The 17,949-nt window shown below is 64.4% G+C and carries 17 protein-coding genes; all 17 read right to left on the bottom strand.

Annotated features, from left to right (window positions below; genetic code table 11):
* Window positions 1–10 precede the first annotated feature (10 nt).
* The 17 genes from visN to GGQ64_RS22330 all read right to left on the bottom strand — a co-directional run bounded on the left by visN (window position 11) and on the right by GGQ64_RS22330 (window position 17,941).
* Complete coding sequence (visN, locus tag GGQ64_RS22250) at window positions 11–751, bottom strand: transcriptional regulator VisN (RefSeq protein WP_183807535.1); 741 nt, start codon at window positions 749–751, stop codon at window positions 11–13.
* Window positions 752–1,574: 823 nt separating this feature from the next.
* Window positions 1,575–3,263 (bottom strand): flagellar basal-body MS-ring/collar protein FliF, encoded by a 1,689-nt coding sequence (fliF, locus tag GGQ64_RS22255; RefSeq protein WP_183807536.1) that lies wholly within the window; start codon window positions 3,261–3,263, stop codon window positions 1,575–1,577.
* Between the two features lie 345 nt (window positions 3,264–3,608).
* Window positions 3,609–4,001, bottom strand: a complete 393-nt coding sequence (gene cheT / locus GGQ64_RS22260) for a chemotaxis protein CheT (RefSeq protein ID WP_183807537.1) — start codon at window positions 3,999–4,001, stop codon at window positions 3,609–3,611.
* A gap of 85 nt (window positions 4,002–4,086) precedes the next feature.
* Window positions 4,087–4,641, bottom strand: coding sequence for a chemoreceptor glutamine deamidase CheD (gene cheD / locus GGQ64_RS22265; RefSeq protein WP_183807538.1), 555 nt, complete (start codon window positions 4,639–4,641; stop codon window positions 4,087–4,089).
* Window positions 4,638–5,027 carry a response regulator gene (locus GGQ64_RS22270; RefSeq protein ID WP_112596299.1) on the bottom strand — a complete coding sequence of 130 codons (390 nt, stop codon included), beginning with the start codon at window positions 5,025–5,027 and terminating at the stop codon, window positions 4,638–4,640. The genes cheD and GGQ64_RS22270 overlap by 4 nt, the downstream gene beginning before the upstream one ends.
* Window positions 5,027–6,085 (bottom strand): protein-glutamate O-methylesterase CheB, encoded by a 1,059-nt coding sequence (gene cheB / locus GGQ64_RS22275; protein WP_183807539.1) that lies wholly within the window; start codon window positions 6,083–6,085, stop codon window positions 5,027–5,029. Before cheB ends, GGQ64_RS22270 begins: the two co-directional genes overlap by 1 nt.
* Entirely contained in the window at window positions 6,082–6,981 is a 900-nt protein-coding gene (locus GGQ64_RS22280) for a protein-glutamate O-methyltransferase (protein ID WP_183807540.1), read from the bottom strand. The genes cheB and GGQ64_RS22280 overlap by 4 nt, the downstream gene beginning before the upstream one ends.
* The gene (locus tag GGQ64_RS22285) at window positions 6,978–7,442 is read right to left on the bottom strand and encodes a chemotaxis protein CheW (protein WP_183807541.1); all 465 of its coding nucleotides are present in this window, start codon (window positions 7,440–7,442) and stop codon (window positions 6,978–6,980) included. Before GGQ64_RS22285 ends, GGQ64_RS22280 begins: the two co-directional genes overlap by 4 nt.
* A 4-nt stretch (window positions 7,443–7,446) precedes the next feature.
* On the bottom strand, window positions 7,447–9,729 hold the full coding sequence (locus GGQ64_RS22290; protein ID WP_183807542.1) for a chemotaxis protein CheA: 2,283 nt from the start codon (window positions 9,727–9,729) through the stop codon (window positions 7,447–7,449).
* A gap of 16 nt (window positions 9,730–9,745) precedes the next feature.
* Entirely contained in the window at window positions 9,746–10,111 is a 366-nt protein-coding gene (gene cheY1, locus GGQ64_RS22295; RefSeq protein ID WP_056316210.1) for a chemotaxis response regulator CheY1, read from the bottom strand.
* Complete coding sequence (locus GGQ64_RS22300; RefSeq protein ID WP_183807543.1) at window positions 10,108–10,407, bottom strand: STAS domain-containing protein; 300 nt, start codon at window positions 10,405–10,407, stop codon at window positions 10,108–10,110. The genes cheY1 and GGQ64_RS22300 overlap by 4 nt, the downstream gene beginning before the upstream one ends.
* Window positions 10,408–10,534: 127 nt before the next feature.
* The gene (locus tag GGQ64_RS28230) at window positions 10,535–12,124 is read right to left on the bottom strand and encodes a methyl-accepting chemotaxis protein (protein ID WP_210300362.1); all 1,590 of its coding nucleotides are present in this window, start codon (window positions 12,122–12,124) and stop codon (window positions 10,535–10,537) included.
* A 644-nt stretch (window positions 12,125–12,768) separates the two neighbouring features.
* Window positions 12,769–14,130, bottom strand: a complete 1,362-nt coding sequence (locus GGQ64_RS22310) for an FGGY-family carbohydrate kinase (protein ID WP_183807544.1) — start codon at window positions 14,128–14,130, stop codon at window positions 12,769–12,771.
* 11 nt (window positions 14,131–14,141) lie between these two features.
* A complete protein-coding gene (gene rhaM / locus GGQ64_RS22315) occupies window positions 14,142–14,456 on the bottom strand; it encodes an L-rhamnose mutarotase (RefSeq protein WP_183807545.1) in 315 nt (104 codons plus the stop codon).
* Between the two features lie 7 nt (window positions 14,457–14,463).
* Window positions 14,464–15,468 (bottom strand): ABC transporter permease, encoded by a 1,005-nt coding sequence (locus GGQ64_RS22320; protein WP_183807546.1) that lies wholly within the window; start codon window positions 15,466–15,468, stop codon window positions 14,464–14,466.
* Window positions 15,468–16,445: an ABC transporter permease gene (locus GGQ64_RS22325; protein ID WP_183807547.1), complete on the bottom strand. Its 978-nt coding sequence runs from the start codon at window positions 16,443–16,445 to the stop codon at window positions 15,468–15,470. Before GGQ64_RS22325 ends, GGQ64_RS22320 begins: the two co-directional genes overlap by 1 nt.
* A complete protein-coding gene (locus GGQ64_RS22330) occupies window positions 16,442–17,941 on the bottom strand; it encodes a sugar ABC transporter ATP-binding protein (protein ID WP_183807610.1) in 1,500 nt (499 codons plus the stop codon). The genes GGQ64_RS22325 and GGQ64_RS22330 overlap by 4 nt, the downstream gene beginning before the upstream one ends.
* Window positions 17,942–17,949: the final 8 nt, after the last annotated feature.

Raw genomic sequence — 17,949 nt, forward strand, 5'->3', positions numbered from 1 at the left:
CTCTCTCACCTCAGACGAGATTGTTTCGCACGGCCCAGGCGATCGCCTCGGAACGGGTCTTGGTCGCCGTCTTCCGCATGACGCTGGTGATGTAGTTGTTGATCGTGTTGCGGGATATCCCGAGGATCACCGCGATCTCGTCGCTGGTCTTGCCCTCGGCGATCCAGTAGAGGCACTCGACCTCGCGATCCGTCAACTCGGATTCGCGGTCCTGGCGGACGCTCGGCTTGCAGCAGACGCTCGCGAGGTAGCCGGCCAGCAGGCCCACGTCCCGCAGGTTGCTCTGCGACAGGATGTAGTGCTCCGGAAAGAGCAGCATCAGCGTCATGCGCACGCGTCCGACGTTGAAGGTGATGGTGCAATATTCCCGGCTCACTCCCGACGGGGCCGCAACATCGTCGCAAAACTGCGAGAACACCGGCTGCATCAGGCAATTGGAACGGTCGAGATCGCTCATGCGGCAGTTCGCGCTGCCGAGCGCGGCGGCGAGACTGCGGACCATGTCGAACGGCCAATCGGAGGCGAGCACGAAGCCGATGTCCGCGCTGAACGACATGTCATGGCGGACAAGCAAATAATGGGAAGCGCTGACATACTGGGTCAGCGCCTTCAACCCTGCCGTGAGTCCAGCGCGGCCCGCACAGCGGCCCAACTGGCCAACCAGATGCTCACGCGCACTCTTACGTTCACCGGTCACCGCAGAGAATCCATAGGATTCCCGGAGCGATACATCCGCTCTCATCGTTTCCATAATAGCCCCCGTTGCCGAATTCGCCGGATCATCCCGTCCCCCCTCGCGTCAGCGCCGGAACTCGGCGCCACTTGCGATCAAGCCGCATGGACGGGATTCACCAAACGAATCAGTAACTAAAGTCTACAACGGCGCGAATCAAAAGCCACGGGGCCCAACTGGGGATTTACATTCGCATCTTTTCATGAATCGATTCGCGCCGCTGCGGCTGGCACCGGACCCACCCTCGGGTCGACGGAATTAAACTTTTGTTAATCATCACATTTTTTCGATGCATCCAAATGCAACCGTGAGACGATGACAGCTGTATGACGTTCCGCAGGATTGAATTCGGGCGCTCGAACTGCCCTTCGGGGCCAAACAAATTTTTCGTGATCGGCCCGGCATGGGTACGCTTGTCGCCTGACGTAGCGGAAGGCCGCCCCGCAGACCGCCAATATCGTCTCTTTTGAGTCACACTCCTGCGCGAAAACTCTGCCCACCCGAGCCCCGCACCCCCGGGGATTGCCGCCTCCTTCAAGCCGGATGAGCCGATGCAGGCCGTGCGGGACAGCGCCGGCGAGCCGCATCGACAGTCATGGGGAGACCAGCCCGCCGCCCTGATCAACGATGCAGGATATCAAGCTCTGCTGACCCTTGCCGCCTGCAAGGTGCAGCAGCGCGCGAGGAGAGCCATAGCATCGGCAACGTCCCTGGCCCGCCCTCGCACGCGACCGCAAGGCCACAGCGACGGTTGCATGCACGCCGGGCTTCGTGTGCATACCCGCCAAACGCAAAAATCCCGCCTTGGGGCGGGATTTCGCATTGCTTCTTTCGGTTCCGATCAGGCCGCCTGGTTTTCGGCCCATTTACGCAGGATCTTTGCGGCGCGCTCTTCGCTGATCTCCACCATGCGCGACAGGCGACGCTCGGGGCCTTCTTTGAGGCGACGGTTGAACACGCCCTCGTCGTCGCCGGCGCTGAGAAGGTCGTCCGTGCTGTCGAAGCCGAAATCGGAGCCGAAGCCGTCCATCAGCGCGCCAGGGCCGGCGCCGGCGCCGACGCCCACGGTCGGCGAGAAGTCGGGCAGTTCGAGGCCGGCCGCTTCGCTTTCCAGGGCCGTCGCACCGGCGCCACCGGAGACGGAGCGGACGACCGGGCGGAAGCCGAACCAGACCACCAGGAAGGCCACCGCGACGAAGGCGAGTGCGTTGATGATGGTGGAGAGGTTGCGCGTCAGCGTCTCCAGCACGCCCGGACCGGGAACGCCCTCGTCCAGCAGCACATTGTCGAGGAAGTTCATGGCGGTCAGGGTGACGACGTCGCCGCGTTCGCTGTTCAGGCCGGCCGCAGACGACACGATCTTCTGCATCTCGGCAAGGTAGGCATCGATCTTCGCCTGGTCGGCGGGCTCGCCGACAAGCGATGCGAGCCTGCCCTGGTTGACGACCACGGCGACGGAGAGACGCTCGATCTCGTAGCTGTTGCGAACGGTTGCGATCGTCTTGCTGTTGATCTCGTAGTTGGTCTGCTCTTCCTTCTTGTCGGCCTGGTCGCTCGACTGCGGGCCGGTGCCGGCTTCGGGTCCGCCCTGCGGAATGTTCTGCTCGACCGTTGCCGGGCGCTGCAGTTCGCTCTGGTTGGACTGCTGGCTTTCCTTGGTGACGCGAATGGACCGCTCGACGCGGGATTCCGGGTCGTAAACGGTTTCCTGCGTCTGTTGGGAATCGGTGTTCAGCGCGGCCATGACGCTGGCGCGGAAGTTGTCCATGCCGAGGAACGGCGCGAGTGCCTTCTCGATGTTGCGCTCGACGTCCTCCTGGACCGACTGGACGATATTGAGGGAACGGCTCAGCGTATTGCTGTCCGAATCGTCGCCGGAGGCCAGCAACTGGCCGGCGGAGTCGAGGATCGTCACGTGCTCTGCTTCCAGTCCGGGAACGGAGGCGGCAACGAGCTGGCGGATGGAGGCGGCGGCCTTGCGCCCCGAGGCGCTGCCGGCGCGGATCATGACGGACGCCGTCGGCGGCTGCTCGGCCCGGCGGAAGTTTCCGCGGTCCGGCATGACGATGTGGACGCGTGCGGCGGCGATGCCGTTGATCTGCTGGATGGTTCGGGCGATCTCGCCTTCGAGGGCACGAACGCGGGTGACTTCCTGCATGAAGGAGGTCAGGCCGAGGGAGCCGACGTTGTCGAAAAGCTCGTAGCCCGAATTGGAGCTGCTCGGAAGGTTGCGCTCTGCAAGATAGAGCCGCGCCTTGCCGGTCTGGCCGACCGGAACCTGCAGGCTGGCGCCGTCCGTTCCGGTCTGGAAGTCGATGTTCGCCTCGGCCAGCGCCACGCTGATCTGGTTCATGTCCGTGCTTTCGAGACCGACATAGAGGGTCTCGTAAGCGGGCTTGTTGACAAAGAAGGCGGCGGCAAGCACCAGGCCGAGCGTCACGACCCCGGCTCCGGCCAGCAGCGCCAGCTTCGGTTGCCCGAGCGACGCCAAATTCTTGCCCACACTCTTAAGCTGTTCCAACAGATTCATTCTGTTCCCGCACCAACTTTGCCGGATCCGCCTCAGGCCAAAATATGGCAGATCCGCTCAGTTTAAATTGCCCAATCCCGGAAAGACGCCGCTGCCAACGGTGCCTTCATTCCCAGGACTACGCAGGCCTAATCGACCCGGAGGCAAAACTAGTCGGTGAAACTTGCGCGAGCGTTTCGCTGGAATGCGGTGCAGCACGGAGCCGGCAGGAGAGATTTCGGCGGCGCTTAAATCTAGAATAATATTGAAAAATCAGCAGATTAGTTCTTATTTCCGAGATCGGCGCCCTTGACCGCGGTCATGGACGCCTCGCGCCGTTGCAAGGCTCCACCGCGACTTCGCGAATCAGAAGGCCTCGAAATCACCGGAGGCCTTGGACAGCGGCTGGGAGCCGAATGCTCGCAAGGATCCGTTGCCCAGCGCCGTCTTCATGTCGGTCAGCTTCACGAGGTTCAGCGCCGTCGTCACGTCCACGGCCCAGCCTTCCGGCATGCCGGCGGTGACCTGGCCGAGGAAGTCCGCAAGGCCGCGGGCCTTCTGCACGGCGAGATCGATGCCCTGCAGGACCATCATGCGCTGCGCGGTATTTTCACCTGCCTCGGGGTGAAGCTCGGCGAGCTGCGGCTCGATGCGTTCGATCAGATAGGCGACGTCGTGCAGTTCCGAGACGACTCGCATCAGGACGGCGGGTACGGACTCCTCCATGTCAGTCACTTTGTTCAGGTAGTCGGCTTTCATGGTATCTCCGTTTCCACCGCCGCGCCGCCGTCCACAGACCTGCGCATGCGGCCAAATTCCTCATGCCCCGAGGCCGCGTCCGGCATCAGAAGAATTCGATCGAGCTTTCCGCCGGCTTCGGTACCGGAACCGGTCGTCGCTCCAGGGCCACGGTACGCTGGGCTTCCACGCCGGTCAGGGCATGCTGCCGGGCGCGTCCGGACGTGGGCCAGAATTCGAGCTTGCGCCCGTGCTCGCCACCGGTGCTCTCGCCGACGATCTTGATGCCTTCGTCGGTCAGGAACTGCCGGGCGAACCGTGCATTCTGCTCGCCCACATTGGAGAAGGTCGCAATCGTCTTCGCCCCGCCGAAGATCTTGGCCTCGAGCCGGTCCCGGCGCGCACCCTGCTTCAGCAGACCGTTGATCAGGAGCTCCATCAGATGCACGCCGTAACGGGTGGCGTCACCGCCCGCCGCCATGGCCTCCATGGAGCCGGGAAGCAGGAAGTGGTTCATTCCACCGACGCCCACGACCGGATCGCGCAAGCAGGCGGCGACACAGGATCCCAGGATCGTCGTCAGCACGACGTCCGGGTCGCTCATCACCTTGTACTCGCCCTGTATCAGGTGGACGCGGCGCGTCCCTGCCTCCGTGATCATTTCAAGGCCCCGAACACGGCTTCGATGGCCGCTTTCATCTTGTCGATGGTGAAGGGCTTGGCGAGCACGTTGTTTGCACCCAGCGCCGCCGCCTTCTGCACCAGCGCGCGGTCGCCCTGGGCCGTCAGGATGATGAAGGCCGCCTTCTTCGTCGCCGGATTGGCGCGAACGTGCTGAAGGAAGACCAGGCCATCCATCTTGGGCATGTTGAAGTCAGAGATGACCAGGTGATGGGGCTGCTGGGTCATGATCTTCAGACCCTGCTCCCCATCGCCGGCCGCGGTGATCTGCTTGAAGCCGAGCTGTTGCAGCGCGTCTCCCAAAAGCAGTCGGCTGGTCACCTGATCGTCGACGATTAGTACTTTGATTTTCTCAGCGATAGACATTAGTCGCTCCCTTCTTTGCGGGCCGCAGTAAGCTTCAGGATTTCCTCCCCGATGGACGCAAGCGGAAGCTGATGTTCCACTGCGCCAAGTTCGTAGGCCACACGCGGCATCCCGTATACGATGCAAGTCTTTTCGTTCTGGCCGATCGTGCGGGCCCCAGCGTGGCGCATTTTCAGTAGTCCAGCCGCTCCGTCCCGCCCCATCCCGGTGAGGATGACGCCGACGGCATTGCGGCCGGCAAGTTCGGCCACCGAATCGAACAGCACGTCGACCGAGGGTCGATGGCCGTTGACGGGGTCGCGGTCCAACAGGCGGCAGCTCGGTGCCGACGTGCTGGTGACCTGCAGGTGCCGCTCGCCGCCCGGAGCCAGATAAATCTTGCCGATCTGGAGCCTTGCCCCGTCCGTTGCCTCCTCCACGTGCGGGGCGCAGATGCGGTTGAGGCGGTCGGCGAAGCTCTTGGTGAAGCTCGACGGCATGTGCTGCGTGATGACGGTCGGCGGACAATTGACAGGAAATTTCTGGAGAACGGTGATCAGCGCCTCCACGCCGCCGGTCGAGGCCCCGATCGCGACGATCTTGCGGCCGTTGCGATAGGCGTCGGCGGCATTGGCATTGGCCGGGGGCTGCACCGCCACCACCGGTTCGGAGCGGATGTGGCGCCGCTGGGAACGGGCGGCCGCCTTGACCTTTTCGGCCAGGTCACCGAAGGGACGGGCATCGCCGGGCTGGGGCTTGCCGACGCAATCGAAGGCGCCGATCTCGAGCGCGGCGAGGGTCGCCTCTGCGCCGCGATGGGTCAGCGTGGACACCATGATCACCGGCATCGGGCGAAGCCGCATGATCTTGTCCAGGAATTCCAGCCCGTTCATGTTCGGCATCTCGATGTCGAGCGTGACGACGTCCGGATTGAGCTGCTTGATGGCGTTGCGCGCCTCCATCGCGTCGCTGGCCTGGCCAACGACGTCGACATCGGGATCGGCGCGGAGCACCGCCGTGATCAGGCCGCGCATGGTGGGCGAATCGTCGACAACGAGAACGCGTGCTGGTGCCGTCATGCGCGTCTTCCCCTCCCGGCGAAGCGATAGGTGGTGATGCCGATGTTATCGAAGAGCGCCTTGGATTCGCCCGACACGCGCTCTGAATGACCGATGTAGAGATGGCCGCCCTCGGCAAACATGCCGGCGAAGCGCGTCCATATCTTCATCTGCGTCGGCTCGTCGAAATAGATGACGACGTTGCGGCAGAAGATGATGTCGAAGGGGCCCTTGAACGGCCACTGGGCCATCAGGTTCAGCTCGTTGTAGGTGATCAGCTTCTTGACGCGGTCGTCGACCTGCCACTTGCGGCGGCCGTCGATGTCCACTTCGCGGAAATACTGCTTGCGCATAGCCGGGCTGACGGTTTCGAGAGCGCCGGCGTCATAGGCGCCCGCACGGGCGAGCGCGAGGATCTTCGGATCGATGTCGGTGGCAAGAATGCGGATATCGTAGTCGGCCGCATTCGGCAGCAGCGACAGCAGCGTGAGCGCGATCGAATAGGGCTCCTGGCCGTCCGAGGAGGCGGCGGACCAGATGCGGACGCGGCCGCCTGCCTTGGCGCGGGCGATCAGCTCCGGCAGAACCTCGTTCTTCATATGCTCGAAGTGATGGTTCTCGCGAAAGAAGCGCGTGAAGTTCGTCGTCAGGTGCGACAGCATCTCCCGGCGCGCAGGTGCCCCCTCGGGCGAGGATACCAGGGTGCAATACTCTCGAAATCCCTTCAGGCCGAGATTGCGGATATGCTTCGACAGCCGTGAATAGACCAGCGAGGCCTTCGACTCATTGAGATGAATGCCGGCATCGGCATAGATCATCGCCGCGATCTCGGTCAGGTCGCGGCGGGTCAGCGGATATTCGCCCGTTGCCAGGCATTCATCCGGTGACAGTCTGGGCTCGAAGGCGGTCGAGATCATGCTGCTTCGCTTTCGACATGGGGGAACAGCGCTTCGAGCTCGATCATGCAGATCATCCGGCCCTCGATGGCCAGGATGCCGCGGGCGTAGTTCTTCGCCGTCTCGTTGGCGATGTCCGGGGTCGGCTGCACGTTGTCGTCGGTCACGGTCAGGATGTCGGAAACCGCATCGACCAGCAGGCCGACGGCCTTCTGGCCTACCTGCGCCACGATGATGACGTGCCGGACCGTCGGCTCCGCCGGCTTCATGCCGAGGCGCATGGACATGTCGATGATCGGCAGGACCGCGCCGCGCAGATTGATGACGCCGAGCACGTATTGCGGCGCATGCGGCATCGGCGTTGCGGGAGTCCATCCGCGGATCTCCCGTACCGACATGATGTTCACACAGAATTCCTGATCTTCAATCCGGAAGGCGATGAGCTCCCGGCCCTGCGTCAGTGATTTGGCTGCGTACGTCATTTTATCAACCGGTTGCTGCGAGCGAGATTTCTTGTTTCAGGGACTGGCCGCGCGAGGCAGCGACGACGGCGTCGACGTCCAGGATGAGCGCCACGCGGCCGTCGCCCAGGATCGTCGCCGCGGCGATGCCCGGCACGTGGGTGTAGTTGGCCTCCAGGCTCTTGATGACGACCTGGCGCTGGCCCTGGATCGCATCGACCATGAGCGCCCGCTGCCCGCCGCCTTCGGATTCGACCAGGAGGGCGACACCGTCGACCGGGTCGGCCTGGGTGGAGCGGAAGTTCAGGATCCGGCCCACATCCACGAGCGGGCAGAAGGAGTTGCGGATCGAGATCAGCCGCTGGCTGGCGCCGAAGGAATGGATCGCCGAGGCCTCCGGCTGCAGCGTCTCGACGATCGCCGTGAGCGGCACCACCAGCGTCTGGCCGGCGACCGTGACCACCATGCCGTCGAGAACGGCAAGCGTCAGCGGCAGGCTCATCGTGAAGACCGAGCCCTGGCCGGGCTTCGACGAGATCGTGATGCGGCCCCCGAGCGCCTGGATCGAGCGCTTGACCACGTCCATGCCGACGCCGCGGCCGGAGATGTCGGAGATCTTGTCGGCGGTGGAGAAGCCGGCGTGGAAGATCAGGTTGTCGATCTCCTCGTCGGACAGGTTGGCATCGGCGGCGATCAGGTCGTTGTCGATCGCCTTCTGGCGAACCTTCTCGCGGTTGATGCCGCCGCCGTCGTCGGCAAGCTCGATGACAATGCGGCCGGAGCGATGCTTCGCCGTCAGGCGGACCGTGCCCTCCGGGTTCTTGCCGAGCGCCTCGCGCTTCTCCGGCGCCTCGAGGCCGTGGTCGACGGCATTGCGGATCATGTGGGTCAGCGGCTCGGCCAGCTTGTCGATGACCGTCTTGTCGACTTCGGTGTTCTCGCCCTCGGTGATCAGGCGGACCGACTTGCCGGTGACGTCGGCGATTTCGCGGACGATGCGCGACATGCGCTGGAACACGGGCTTCACCGGCTGCGCGCGGATCGCCATGACCGAGTCCTGGATCTCGCGGGTCAGCTGCTGCAGTTCCTCGAGGCCCATGTTGATAGAGGAGACGCCGGTATTGTCGTTCTCGATGACGCTCTGGGACAGCATCGCCTGGTTGATGACGAGTTCGCCCACCAGGTTGATCAGGCGGTCGACGCGATCGAGATCGACGCGGATGGTCGGTGCGGCGGCAGCGGCCGAGGCCGCGGATGCAGCCGGGTTTGCGGCGGCGGCGGCCTGTTGCACGGCCGGAGCGGCCCTGGCCTCGCTCCTGGAAGGCTCGGCGCGGGAAGCAGCCGCTATCGGCACGACGTTGCTCTCCGCAGCAGTATTTGCGCTAGAGAGCGGGGCTGCCGGTTCGTCGGCTTCCCCCGTAGCGTCGTCGTCGCCGTCGTCGAGGATGGAAAGATCGAACGGGACCGGCTGCATGGGCAGCTCGTCCTTGCCCGCTTCGGCTTCGTGATCTTCCTCGACCGTGCGGACCTCGAGATCGCAATCCCATTCGGCGAATTCGAAGACGGTGCGGACGCCGTCCTCGCCCTTCTCCGTGGCGATGGAGATCTTCCACGAGAAATAGGCTTCCTCGGGGTTCATGTCTTCCAGAGGCGGCAGGCTGTCCATGTCGCAGCGGATGCTCATCTCGCCGATGCGGGAGAGATCGCGCAGCAGCAGCGTGGCCTCATTGCCCTTGGCATAGAGTTCGCGCTTGGGATGGAACAGGATCTCGCAGGTGGGCGCGAAGGGCTCGACCGGCTTCTCTTCGCCGCCGAAATCGTCGAAGGAGAACGGGATCGGCTGGAAGCCTTCGTCGTCTGCTACCGGGGTGGCAACCAGCGCGGGGGCCGGCTTTGCCGCCGGCGCCTCGCTTGCAGCTGGCATTTCGCCGTTGGCGAGCGCCTCGAGTTCGCGGATCAGCTGCTTGCTGCGCGCTTCGTCGACACCGCCGCCGTCGCGTGCAGCGTTGGTCAGGTCGGCCAGGACGTCGGCCGACTTGAGCATCACCTTCAGGACGTCCTGGTTCGGATCGAGCTTGTTGGATCGAACGCAATCAAGCGTGGTCTCGAAGACGTGGGCGAAGGACACGAGATCGTCCAGGCCGAAGGCACCTGCCCCGCCCTTGATCGAGTGCACCGCGCGGAACACCGCGTTGACGGTCTCCGGGTCGCGATCGCCATCGTTCAGCTTCAAGAGACCGGATTCCAGTTCAGCGAGCTGTTCCTCGCATTCCTGGAAGAAAATCTCCTTGATTTCGTTCATATCCATCGGGAGGAACCTCGATTTAGGCGGTCACGCGCTCGATTGCATCGATGAGTTTGGTGGGGTCGAACGGCTTGACGATCCAGCCGGTCGCACCGGCCTGGCGGGCGCGGTTCTTCTTTTCCGCATCGCTTTCGGTCGTCAGGACGAGGATGGGGATCGCACGGTACTTCTCGTTGCGGCGCACGCCCTCGATGAAGCCGAAGCCGTCGAGGCGGGGCATGTTGATGTCGGTGACGATGACGTCGGGATTGGCCTCTTCCAGGACTTCCAGTCCCTCGACACCGTCCTCGGCCTGGATCGTCTCGAATCCGGCATTGTTCAGTGTCACCAGAAGCATGTTCCGGATCGTCCGTGAATCATCCACGGTAAGCACCTTCTTTTTCATCGCTGAATCTCCTTGGCCAGCAGGTGTTCAATGTTGACGCCGATGAGTTGCATCGTCTTGAGGAAAGGCTCCGATGCCTTGGCGAACGTGTAGCTGCGCTTGTCGGCTTCCCATGTCTTGGCGGCTGCCATGAGGACCTGGGCGCACAGCGCGCCGACGCGCTCGACGGCAGACGCGTCGATCGCCAGGTCGCTGCCCTTGAGCGCCATCAGCTTGTCGCGAAGTGCTGTCGCCTCGTTGAGATCCAGCACGGGTGCCAGGCTCAGGCTTTTCTGAGCGGCCTTCTTGCTCGCCATCACTGCGTTCCTTGTCTGCTTGTGTCAGTGTTGATTGTCCGAAAGGTCGGTTCGGGCGCAAACCAGCCGTCGCCTTCGCGCCGGCTGCGTCGCGATGAGAATTCGTGGCAGGGCCGCTCCTGTCGCATCATCGACCCCCATATCCGACTGCGCGAACGGGCGCCGGGGCCGGTGCAGGCGCATCAGAGACCTGCCGGGCCACGTCGGCCTGGCGCGCAGCCGAAGGCTGCGGCTGGCGGACATGAAACTGGCGGATGGTCTGTCCGAGTTCGAGGATGACGGTGTGGAGATCGCCGCCGGCGCGATCGAGGCCTTCGGCCAGATCGACATCGGCGCGGGCCTGGGCGCTGATGCGACCGAGATCGGCGCCTACCGCATCGAGCCTGCCGACGCCCTCGTCGCTGGCCCGTGCGATGCCGGCGATCGCATCGTTGATGCCCGTCACCTGCACGACAATGCTGCCGATCGCATCCTGGGTGCGGTTGACGTGGTCGACGCCTGCCTCGACCTGCGCCTTGGTGCCGCTGACCAATTGCTTGATCTCGCGGGCCGCATCGGCCGAACGCTGCGCCAGCGCGCGCACTTCCTGCGCGACCACCGCAAAGCCGCGGCCGCTGTCGCCGGCGCGCGCGGCCTCGATGCCGGCGTTCAGCGCCAGCAAGTTGGTCTGGAATGCGATCTCGTCGATGACGCCGATGATCTGGCCGATCTTTTCGGCGGACGCCTCGATGTCGGCCATCGCCGACATGGCCTCGCCGACGATCCGGCCGCTCTTTTCGGCCGATTGGCGGGTCGACTGCGCGGCGGCCTCGGCCTTGCGCGTCTCGGCAAGGTTCAGCTTGAGGCGGTCGGCGATCTCGATCATGGTCGAGGCCGTGTCTGCGAGCTCGGAAGACTGCGCCTTCGAGCGCTCGGCAAGACGGCCGGCCTGGTCGGACAGGGACTGCACCATCGCGCCCGAAACCTCGCCGCGCTCGAGGGCGGATCCGAGATGGCGCTCGACCTCTTCCAGCGCGGTATCGAGCGTGCCGGCCAGCGCACGCCAGTCTTCCGGCATCTGCTCCCCGGTCCTGTGGGTGAAATCGAGATTGGCAAGGCTGCCGATCACCTCACCGAAGGCGAGCTCAAATGCGCCATGGTCGGCCTTGCGCTGTTCGCCCAGCGCCCGGTGATGGGTGTGGCGGAGCTCGTTGAAACGCAGCGAGACGCCGATCTCCGCATCGACCATGGCGACGCGGACGAAGGCGGTGAGAAGCTCCGAAAGTTCCTTGCGGCGGGCGTTCTTCGCGCCCGACAGGATGGACTTCGGCCAGTATTCCTCCAGTAGTCCGTCGACGACGTGTTCCATAACGATGGTGTGGCCGGAAAGGCGCCAGCGCGGATCAAGGCCCATCTGGCTCTCGGCGTCCGCCAGGACCTTCACCCGCTCCGCATAGAGGCTGTCGAAGCGCGCGTCGGTCAGGACGCTCCAGTGGGAGGCATGGAGATCATGCAGGCGATCGATCGCGCGTTCGCTCTGGAACTGCCGGGAGGCGTCGGGAAAGGTCTGGAAGCGCTGGAAGAGATCGCGAAGGGCACCTTCGACATGGCGCTCGAGGGTCTGGCGATGGTCGCGGAGGATGTCGCCGTGCGCGGGTTCCAGGCCAGCAAATCTCAGCCGGTCGCGAAGGCTTGTCGCCTGCCCCGTCTGAGCCTGTTCTGCTGGCGTCTCCTGCACTTTTCATCCCCATGCACAAATGCAGTATCCCGGCCATTGCTGGCCAAGCCGGTGAATTCGCCCATGGGGGAGGCAACGTCCTGCGGTTTTCGTGTTCCCGCACGGCGTCGATCGCGCGTCGGGCCGAATCCGCCCTTCGCCTGTCCATGGTCAATTTCGGTGAAGCTTGATACCGGGTCGAAACCGGTACGGGCGGTACGGCATCATGCCTGAGTGGGAAATGGTGAGTTTGCCCATTCCGACGCGTGGGACCATGTTTATGGTTAATTCCTTGCCTGAAGGTTAATGCGCTGCGGCATGGCTGTACTTTCACGGGACCGCGGCCCCGGCCGCCCACGCGTTTGCGCGCCTTTCGGCCGTGCTGCGGCCGCCATATCCCTAGAATTCGCTAGGCCGGGCGGTGTCTGGGCCAATATTTGGCAAGGCAAAAGCAAGCTTCGGGTGCTAGAAGTGCTTTCCAGACGATGATGTCCTTGGGAATGAGCAATGATTGTTCTTTGGTTGAGTGCATTGATCTTGACTGTCGCAACGCTAGCAGCGGTCGCAACGCTGATCGGCTTAGACCGCCGCCAGCCCGTCCGGGCAACGGCGATTTTCTGATCTGAAATCTTTGGCCGGCCACGGATCGGGGTGCCCACGGCGCCTCAATCGCCAGCGAGGCTGCGCCATTTTTCGACATAGGCCGCCGCAGCCTCGGGCAGCGGCGGCTCCACCGGCCGCAAGCGCGGTCTCGGCACCCCTTCCACAGCCAGGCAGGCGGCACCGACACTGGTGCCCGTGGCGCTTTCACCCACAAGCACGCGCCTGCCCGTGGCCGCCTCCAGCATCGCCAGATATCGACTGTTGCCCGAAAACGGCCCCTCGACGATGACGGGCCCGTCCGCGCCGATCAGCGACAGACAGGTCGCGCTCATGAGGGCGAGATAGAACGCGATCACGACCTGGGCTTCGTCCTCCGTGAGTTGTCCCCGGTCGATCGTCCAGCGCGCCTGCCGACCCGGAAAGGGACCGGAATCGTCGGGAATGGACGGCAGGATCATCGCCTGCCGCGCCAGGACGGAGGCGACTGCGTCGTCGCCGACGGGCGCATTCCTGCCGCCGAGGAGCGAGAAGGCGCGGCCGCCCATGAAGCGGGCGGACGGAACCGGGTCTCCCAGCGCATTGACGTTGACGAGCGTATCGCGCCGCTCGTCCAGTTCGCAGTGCCGGGCGCCCATCGCCATGCAGACGACCCAGGTGCCGGTCGAGACGACCGCATAGGGCGAAGGCGTGGTCAGGACATAGGGCAGGAGCGAGGCATTGGAATCGTGGATACCGCAATGGACGGGCGTCTCCGCATCCAGTCCGGTCACGGCCGCAAGCTCTGGCAGGAGCGGCCCGAGCACGTCGGAGGCCTTGCGCAGAGGCGGCATCAGCCGGCTCCAGCCCTGTCCGGTCACCAGCGTGGAATAGCGGCGGTTCACCGGCTCCCACAGGTCGGCGTGGCAGCCGAGCGAGGTGACCTCGCCGGACAGCACGCCGGTCAACCGATACGACCAGTACTGCGCATACATCAGGATGGCGGCGGCCCGCCCGAACGCCTCGGGAAAACGGCGTGACTGCCAATAAAGCTGCATGCCGGCGTTCAGGCCGACGGGCAGCCTCGGCGTTCCCGTCTCTGAGAAGGCCGGGCGAACGGCTTCGTACTCTGCGAGCAACTCCTGGGGACCCGCATGCTCATAGTCCAGTACCGGCAGGGCCAGAGCGCCGTTTTCGTCCACCAGAGCCGCAGTCGCGCCGTGCGTCGTGACAGATATGCGATCTATCCGGCGCTCGGTGTTCAGCGCTTTCAGGCTGTCGAGAATGAAGGCCCAGAGCCGTTCGGTGTCGAAATGCGGATAGGGCGGCGCGTCCACGACGCCGTTGGGCGTGGTGCGTACGGCAATCTCGCCGAAGCTCTCGCCATCGACGAGCGCGACCTTGGCATTCGTCTTGCCGATGTCGATGACGGCGATCGTGCGGGCCATGGGCTTGCTGCTCATTCCATGTGGAAGACGGTGCGGAGTGGAACGGCGACCGGTTCGTTGTCCGGCCTCGTCTCCATGATGTCGGCCATGTGCGCCCACCAGCGCTTCATCACCGGGTGCTGCGGGAGGCTGTCCATCGTGTGATCGTCGCGCCGCCAGAGCACGCCGAAGAGAATATCGGTCTCCTCGTCCAGATGGATGGAGTAGTCGGAGATGCCGGCCTCCTTCAGCAAGGCCGCAAGCTCCGGCCAGATCGCGTCGTGCCGCGCCTTGTATTCCTCGGCCATGCCGGGGTTGAGGCGCATGCGGAAGGCAACCTTTTCCATCAGACCCTCAGTGCGCCATGCGCCGCTTCAGGCGCGTATAGAGGATCGGCAGCGCGATCACAGAGATCAGCAGCAGGCCGATGAAGATCGACATGACGATGCCGGGCACGTTGAGCAGGCCGAAGCCGAAGGTGACCATGCCCATGATGAAGGCCGCCAGCACCACGCCGCCGATCGTGCCGGAGCCGCCGAGGATGCTGACGCCGCCGAGCACCACCATCGTCACCACTTCCAGCTCCCAGCCGAGCGCGATCGAGGGGCGGGTCGAGCCGAGCCGCGAGGTCAGGCAGATCGAGGCGACCGCCGACATCAGGCCAGTGAGCAGGAACAGGGTGAACTTCACCCGCGCCACCCGCACGCCGGAGAAGAGTGCTGCCGTCTGGTTGTTGCCGATCGCATAGACTGCGCGGCCGAAGTTCGTCATGTGCAGGATCACCGCGTAGACGACGGCGAAGCCCAGGAACAGGCAGAACTCGAACGAGAACACCCACCAGACGTAGCCCTGCCCAAACCAGGCAAAGCTTGCCGGATACTCGGTGAAGGCCTGGTCGCCGAGGATGATGAAGGCAATGCCGCGGAACAGGCTCATGGTGCCGATCGTGACGACGATCGAGGGCAGCCCGAGCCGGGTCACGAGCAGGCCGTTGACGGCGCCGCAGGCAAGGCCCACCGCCAGGCCGACCGCCACCAGCGCCGGCGTGCCGAGGCCCTGGCTTGCGGCATAGCCCATGGCGGTCGAGGTCAGCGCCACGATCGAAGCGACCGAGAGATCGATCTCGCCGGCAATGATGACGAGCGCCATGGCAAAGGCGATCATCGCCTTTTCGGTGAAGTTGAAGGTCGCGTCGGACAGGTTCCAGGGGTCGAGGAAATAGGGGGACGCCAGAGAATTGGCGACGAAGATCAGGAGCGCCACCACCACCAGCAGGCTCTCCCAGCTCTTCAGCAGGCGGGATCCCCGGCTCTGCAGCCGGTCGGGGATATGGCGGATCTGGACATGTGCCTCGGCCATCAGTGTGCCTCCGCCTTCTTGAGAATGACCCTGCCCTTGCGCCGTTCGGCGCGCGCATTGACGGCGACGGCGATGATGATGACCATGCCGGAGATCGCCATCTGGGCGAAGGGCGAGATGTTGATGACCGGCAGCGCGTTCTTGATGATGCCGAGGAAGAGAGCGCCAAGGACCGCACCCGGCACCGAGCCGATGCCGCCGGCGATCGAGATGCCGCCGATCACGCAGGCGGCGATGATATCGAGTTCGAAGCCGAGCGCGATGTCGACATAGGCGACCGCGTAGCGCGACACCCAGAGATAGCCGGAAAGGCCGGCCAGCGCGCCGGAAAGGCAATAGGCGAGGAAGCGGGTGCGGCCGACATCGATGCCGGTATAGACCGCGGCATGCGGATTGCCGCCGACGGCGAAGAAGGCCCGGCCCGTCGCGGTGCGGGTCATCACGACGAACATGAGAGCGACGATGAGGACCGAGAACCAGGAGAGCGCGGGGATGCCGAAGAGATCGGCCCGCGGCAGGCCCTTGAAGGCTGCGCTCATCTGGTGGGCATTGATCCACTGGCCGCCGGTCAGCAGGAAGATCGTGCCGCGGAAGATCGTCAGCGTCCCGAGCGTCACCACGATCGGCGGGATGTTCAGCTTCCAGACGAGCAGGCCGTTGATCGAGCCAAGGGCCGCACCCAAAGCTACCACCGCGACGATCACCAGCGGGATCGGCAGGCCGGGAAAGGCGACGTTAATAAGGCCCGCGACCATGCCGCACAGCGCAAGGTTCGCCGCCATCGACAGGTCGATGCAGCGGGTGAGGATCACCGCCATCTGGCCGAGCGCCAGGATGATCAGGATCGAGGTGTCGTTGTAGACGCGACCGAGATTGGCGGGGGCGATGAAGCCGGGAAAGCGCAGCGTGATCAGCGCGACCAGCGCCAGGATCGCCACGACCAGCAGCGCTTCGCGGTTCTTCAGAAGCATGTTCATGGCGCTATCTCCGAAATGCCTGCGGCAGCGCGAACCAGCTTCTCCGCCGAAAGCTCGGCGCGCTCGAACTGGCCGACCATCCTGCCCTCGCGCATGACGATGACGCGATCCGACATGCCCATGATCTCGGGGATCTCCGAGGAGACCATGATGACGCTGAGACCCTGGGCAGCCAGTTCGCTCATGAAGGCGTGGACAGCGGCTTTCGAGCCGATGTCGATGCCCTTGGTCGGCTCGTCGAGGATGATCACCTTCGGCTTCGTCGCCAGCCACTTGGCGATGACGACCTTCTGCTGGTTGCCGCCCGACAGCGTGCCGACGTCCTGGTCGAGGGAGGCGGCGCGCAGGTCCAATCGCGAGGTGTATTCGCGCGCCAGCCGGAATTCCTCGGCCATGCGCAGGAAGCCGGAACGCGACGTGCGGGTCAAGGACGGCAGCGTGACGTTCTGGAAGATCGGCATGCCGATGATCGCGCCCTGCCGGCCGCGCTCTTCCGGGACGTAGACGATGCCCGCCTCGATTGCTTCAGCCGGCGAACGGATGACCAGGACCTTTCCATCCAGCCGCACGGCGCCGGCGGACGGGCGGGTGATGCCGATCAGCGACTGCATGAACTCCGAGCGCCCGGCGCCGACGAGGCCGTAGAAACCGAGGATCTCGCCGCGGCGCAGTTCGAAATTGATGTCCTCGAATTCGGTCGGATGGCGGTAGCCGGAAACGGTCAGGACCGGCTCGCCGATCGCCACTTCCTGCTTGGGGAAGACTTGCCCGACGTCACGACCGACCATCATGCGCACGAGGTCGTCCTGCGTCGTCTCGCCGATCAGTCCCTCGCCCACCATGCGGCCATCCCGGAAGACGGTGTAGCGGTCGGCGATGCGGAAGATCTCGTCGAACTTGTGGCTGATGAAGAGGATCGCCTTGCCGTCGGCCTTGAGCCGGTCGATCAGTTCGTAGAGTTCGTGGATCTCCTTGTAGGAGAGTGCTGCGGTCGGCTCGTCCATGATGACCACGCGGGCATCGATCGAGAGCGCGCGCGCGATCGCCACCAGATGCTTGCTGGCGATGCCGAGATCGCGCAGGCGGATCGAGGGCTCGAGACTCGCGCCGACCCGTTCCAGAAGCGTGCGGGCATCGGCGTTCATCCTTGCCCAGTCGATCAGGCCGAACCGAGTGCGCGGGGCATGGCCGAGGAAGATGTTCTCGGCGACGGAAAGCTCGTCGAAGAGCACCGTCTCCTGGTGGATCGCGGTGACGCCGGCCTTGGCGGCAGCACTTGCGGCCGCAAAGTGCGTCTCGACACCGTCGACGCGGATGGTGCCGCCGTCCGGCTGGTAGATACCCGTAAGGATCTTCACCAGCGTCGACTTGCCGGCGCCGTTCTCGCCGACCAGGGCGGTCACGGAGCCCGGATAGAGCGACAGCGAGACGTCGGCGAGCGCCTGCACGCCGGGAAAGGACTTGGATATCCCCTCCAGCGCGATCGCCGGCTTCATCCGCGATG

The organism is Mycoplana azooxidifex (assembly GCF_014196765.1).
GTDB classification, from domain to species: domain Bacteria; phylum Pseudomonadota; class Alphaproteobacteria; order Rhizobiales; family Rhizobiaceae; genus Mycoplana; species Mycoplana azooxidifex.

What these genes read in the sequence shown, in the direction of transcription:
- visN (WP_183807535.1), bottom strand. Translation starts at nt 751, where the DNA reads ATGGAAACGATGAGAGCGGATGTATCGCTCCGGGAATCCTATGGATTC.
- fliF (WP_183807536.1), bottom strand. Translation starts at nt 3,263, where the DNA reads ATGAATCTGTTGGAACAGCTTAAGAGTGTGGGCAAGAATTTGGCGTCG.
- cheT (WP_183807537.1), bottom strand. Translation starts at nt 4,001, where the DNA reads ATGAAAGCCGACTACCTGAACAAAGTGACTGACATGGAGGAGTCCGTA.
- cheD (WP_183807538.1), bottom strand. Translation starts at nt 4,641, where the DNA reads ATGATCACGGAGGCAGGGACGCGCCGCGTCCACCTGATACAGGGCGAG.
- GGQ64_RS22270 (WP_112596299.1), bottom strand. Translation starts at nt 5,027, where the DNA reads ATGTCTATCGCTGAGAAAATCAAAGTACTAATCGTCGACGATCAGGTG.
- cheB (WP_183807539.1), bottom strand. Translation starts at nt 6,085, where the DNA reads ATGACGGCACCAGCACGCGTTCTCGTTGTCGACGATTCGCCCACCATG.
- GGQ64_RS22280 (WP_183807540.1), bottom strand. Translation starts at nt 6,981, where the DNA reads ATGATCTCGACCGCCTTCGAGCCCAGACTGTCACCGGATGAATGCCTG.
- GGQ64_RS22285 (WP_183807541.1), bottom strand. Translation starts at nt 7,442, where the DNA reads ATGACGTACGCAGCCAAATCACTGACGCAGGGCCGGGAGCTCATCGCC.
- GGQ64_RS22290 (WP_183807542.1), bottom strand. Translation starts at nt 9,729, where the DNA reads ATGGATATGAACGAAATCAAGGAGATTTTCTTCCAGGAATGCGAGGAA.
- cheY1 (WP_056316210.1), bottom strand. Translation starts at nt 10,111, where the DNA reads ATGAAAAAGAAGGTGCTTACCGTGGATGATTCACGGACGATCCGGAAC.
- GGQ64_RS22300 (WP_183807543.1), bottom strand. Translation starts at nt 10,407, where the DNA reads ATGGCGAGCAAGAAGGCCGCTCAGAAAAGCCTGAGCCTGGCACCCGTG.
- GGQ64_RS22310 (WP_183807544.1), bottom strand. Translation starts at nt 14,130, where the DNA reads ATGGCCCGCACGATCGCCGTCATCGACATCGGCAAGACGAATGCCAAG.
- rhaM (WP_183807545.1), bottom strand. Translation starts at nt 14,456, where the DNA reads ATGGAAAAGGTTGCCTTCCGCATGCGCCTCAACCCCGGCATGGCCGAG.
- GGQ64_RS22320 (WP_183807546.1), bottom strand. Translation starts at nt 15,468, where the DNA reads ATGGCCGAGGCACATGTCCAGATCCGCCATATCCCCGACCGGCTGCAG.
- GGQ64_RS22325 (WP_183807547.1), bottom strand. Translation starts at nt 16,445, where the DNA reads ATGAACATGCTTCTGAAGAACCGCGAAGCGCTGCTGGTCGTGGCGATC.
- GGQ64_RS22330 (WP_183807610.1), bottom strand. Translation starts at nt 17,941, where the DNA reads ATGAAGCCGGCGATCGCGCTGGAGGGGATATCCAAGTCCTTTCCCGGC.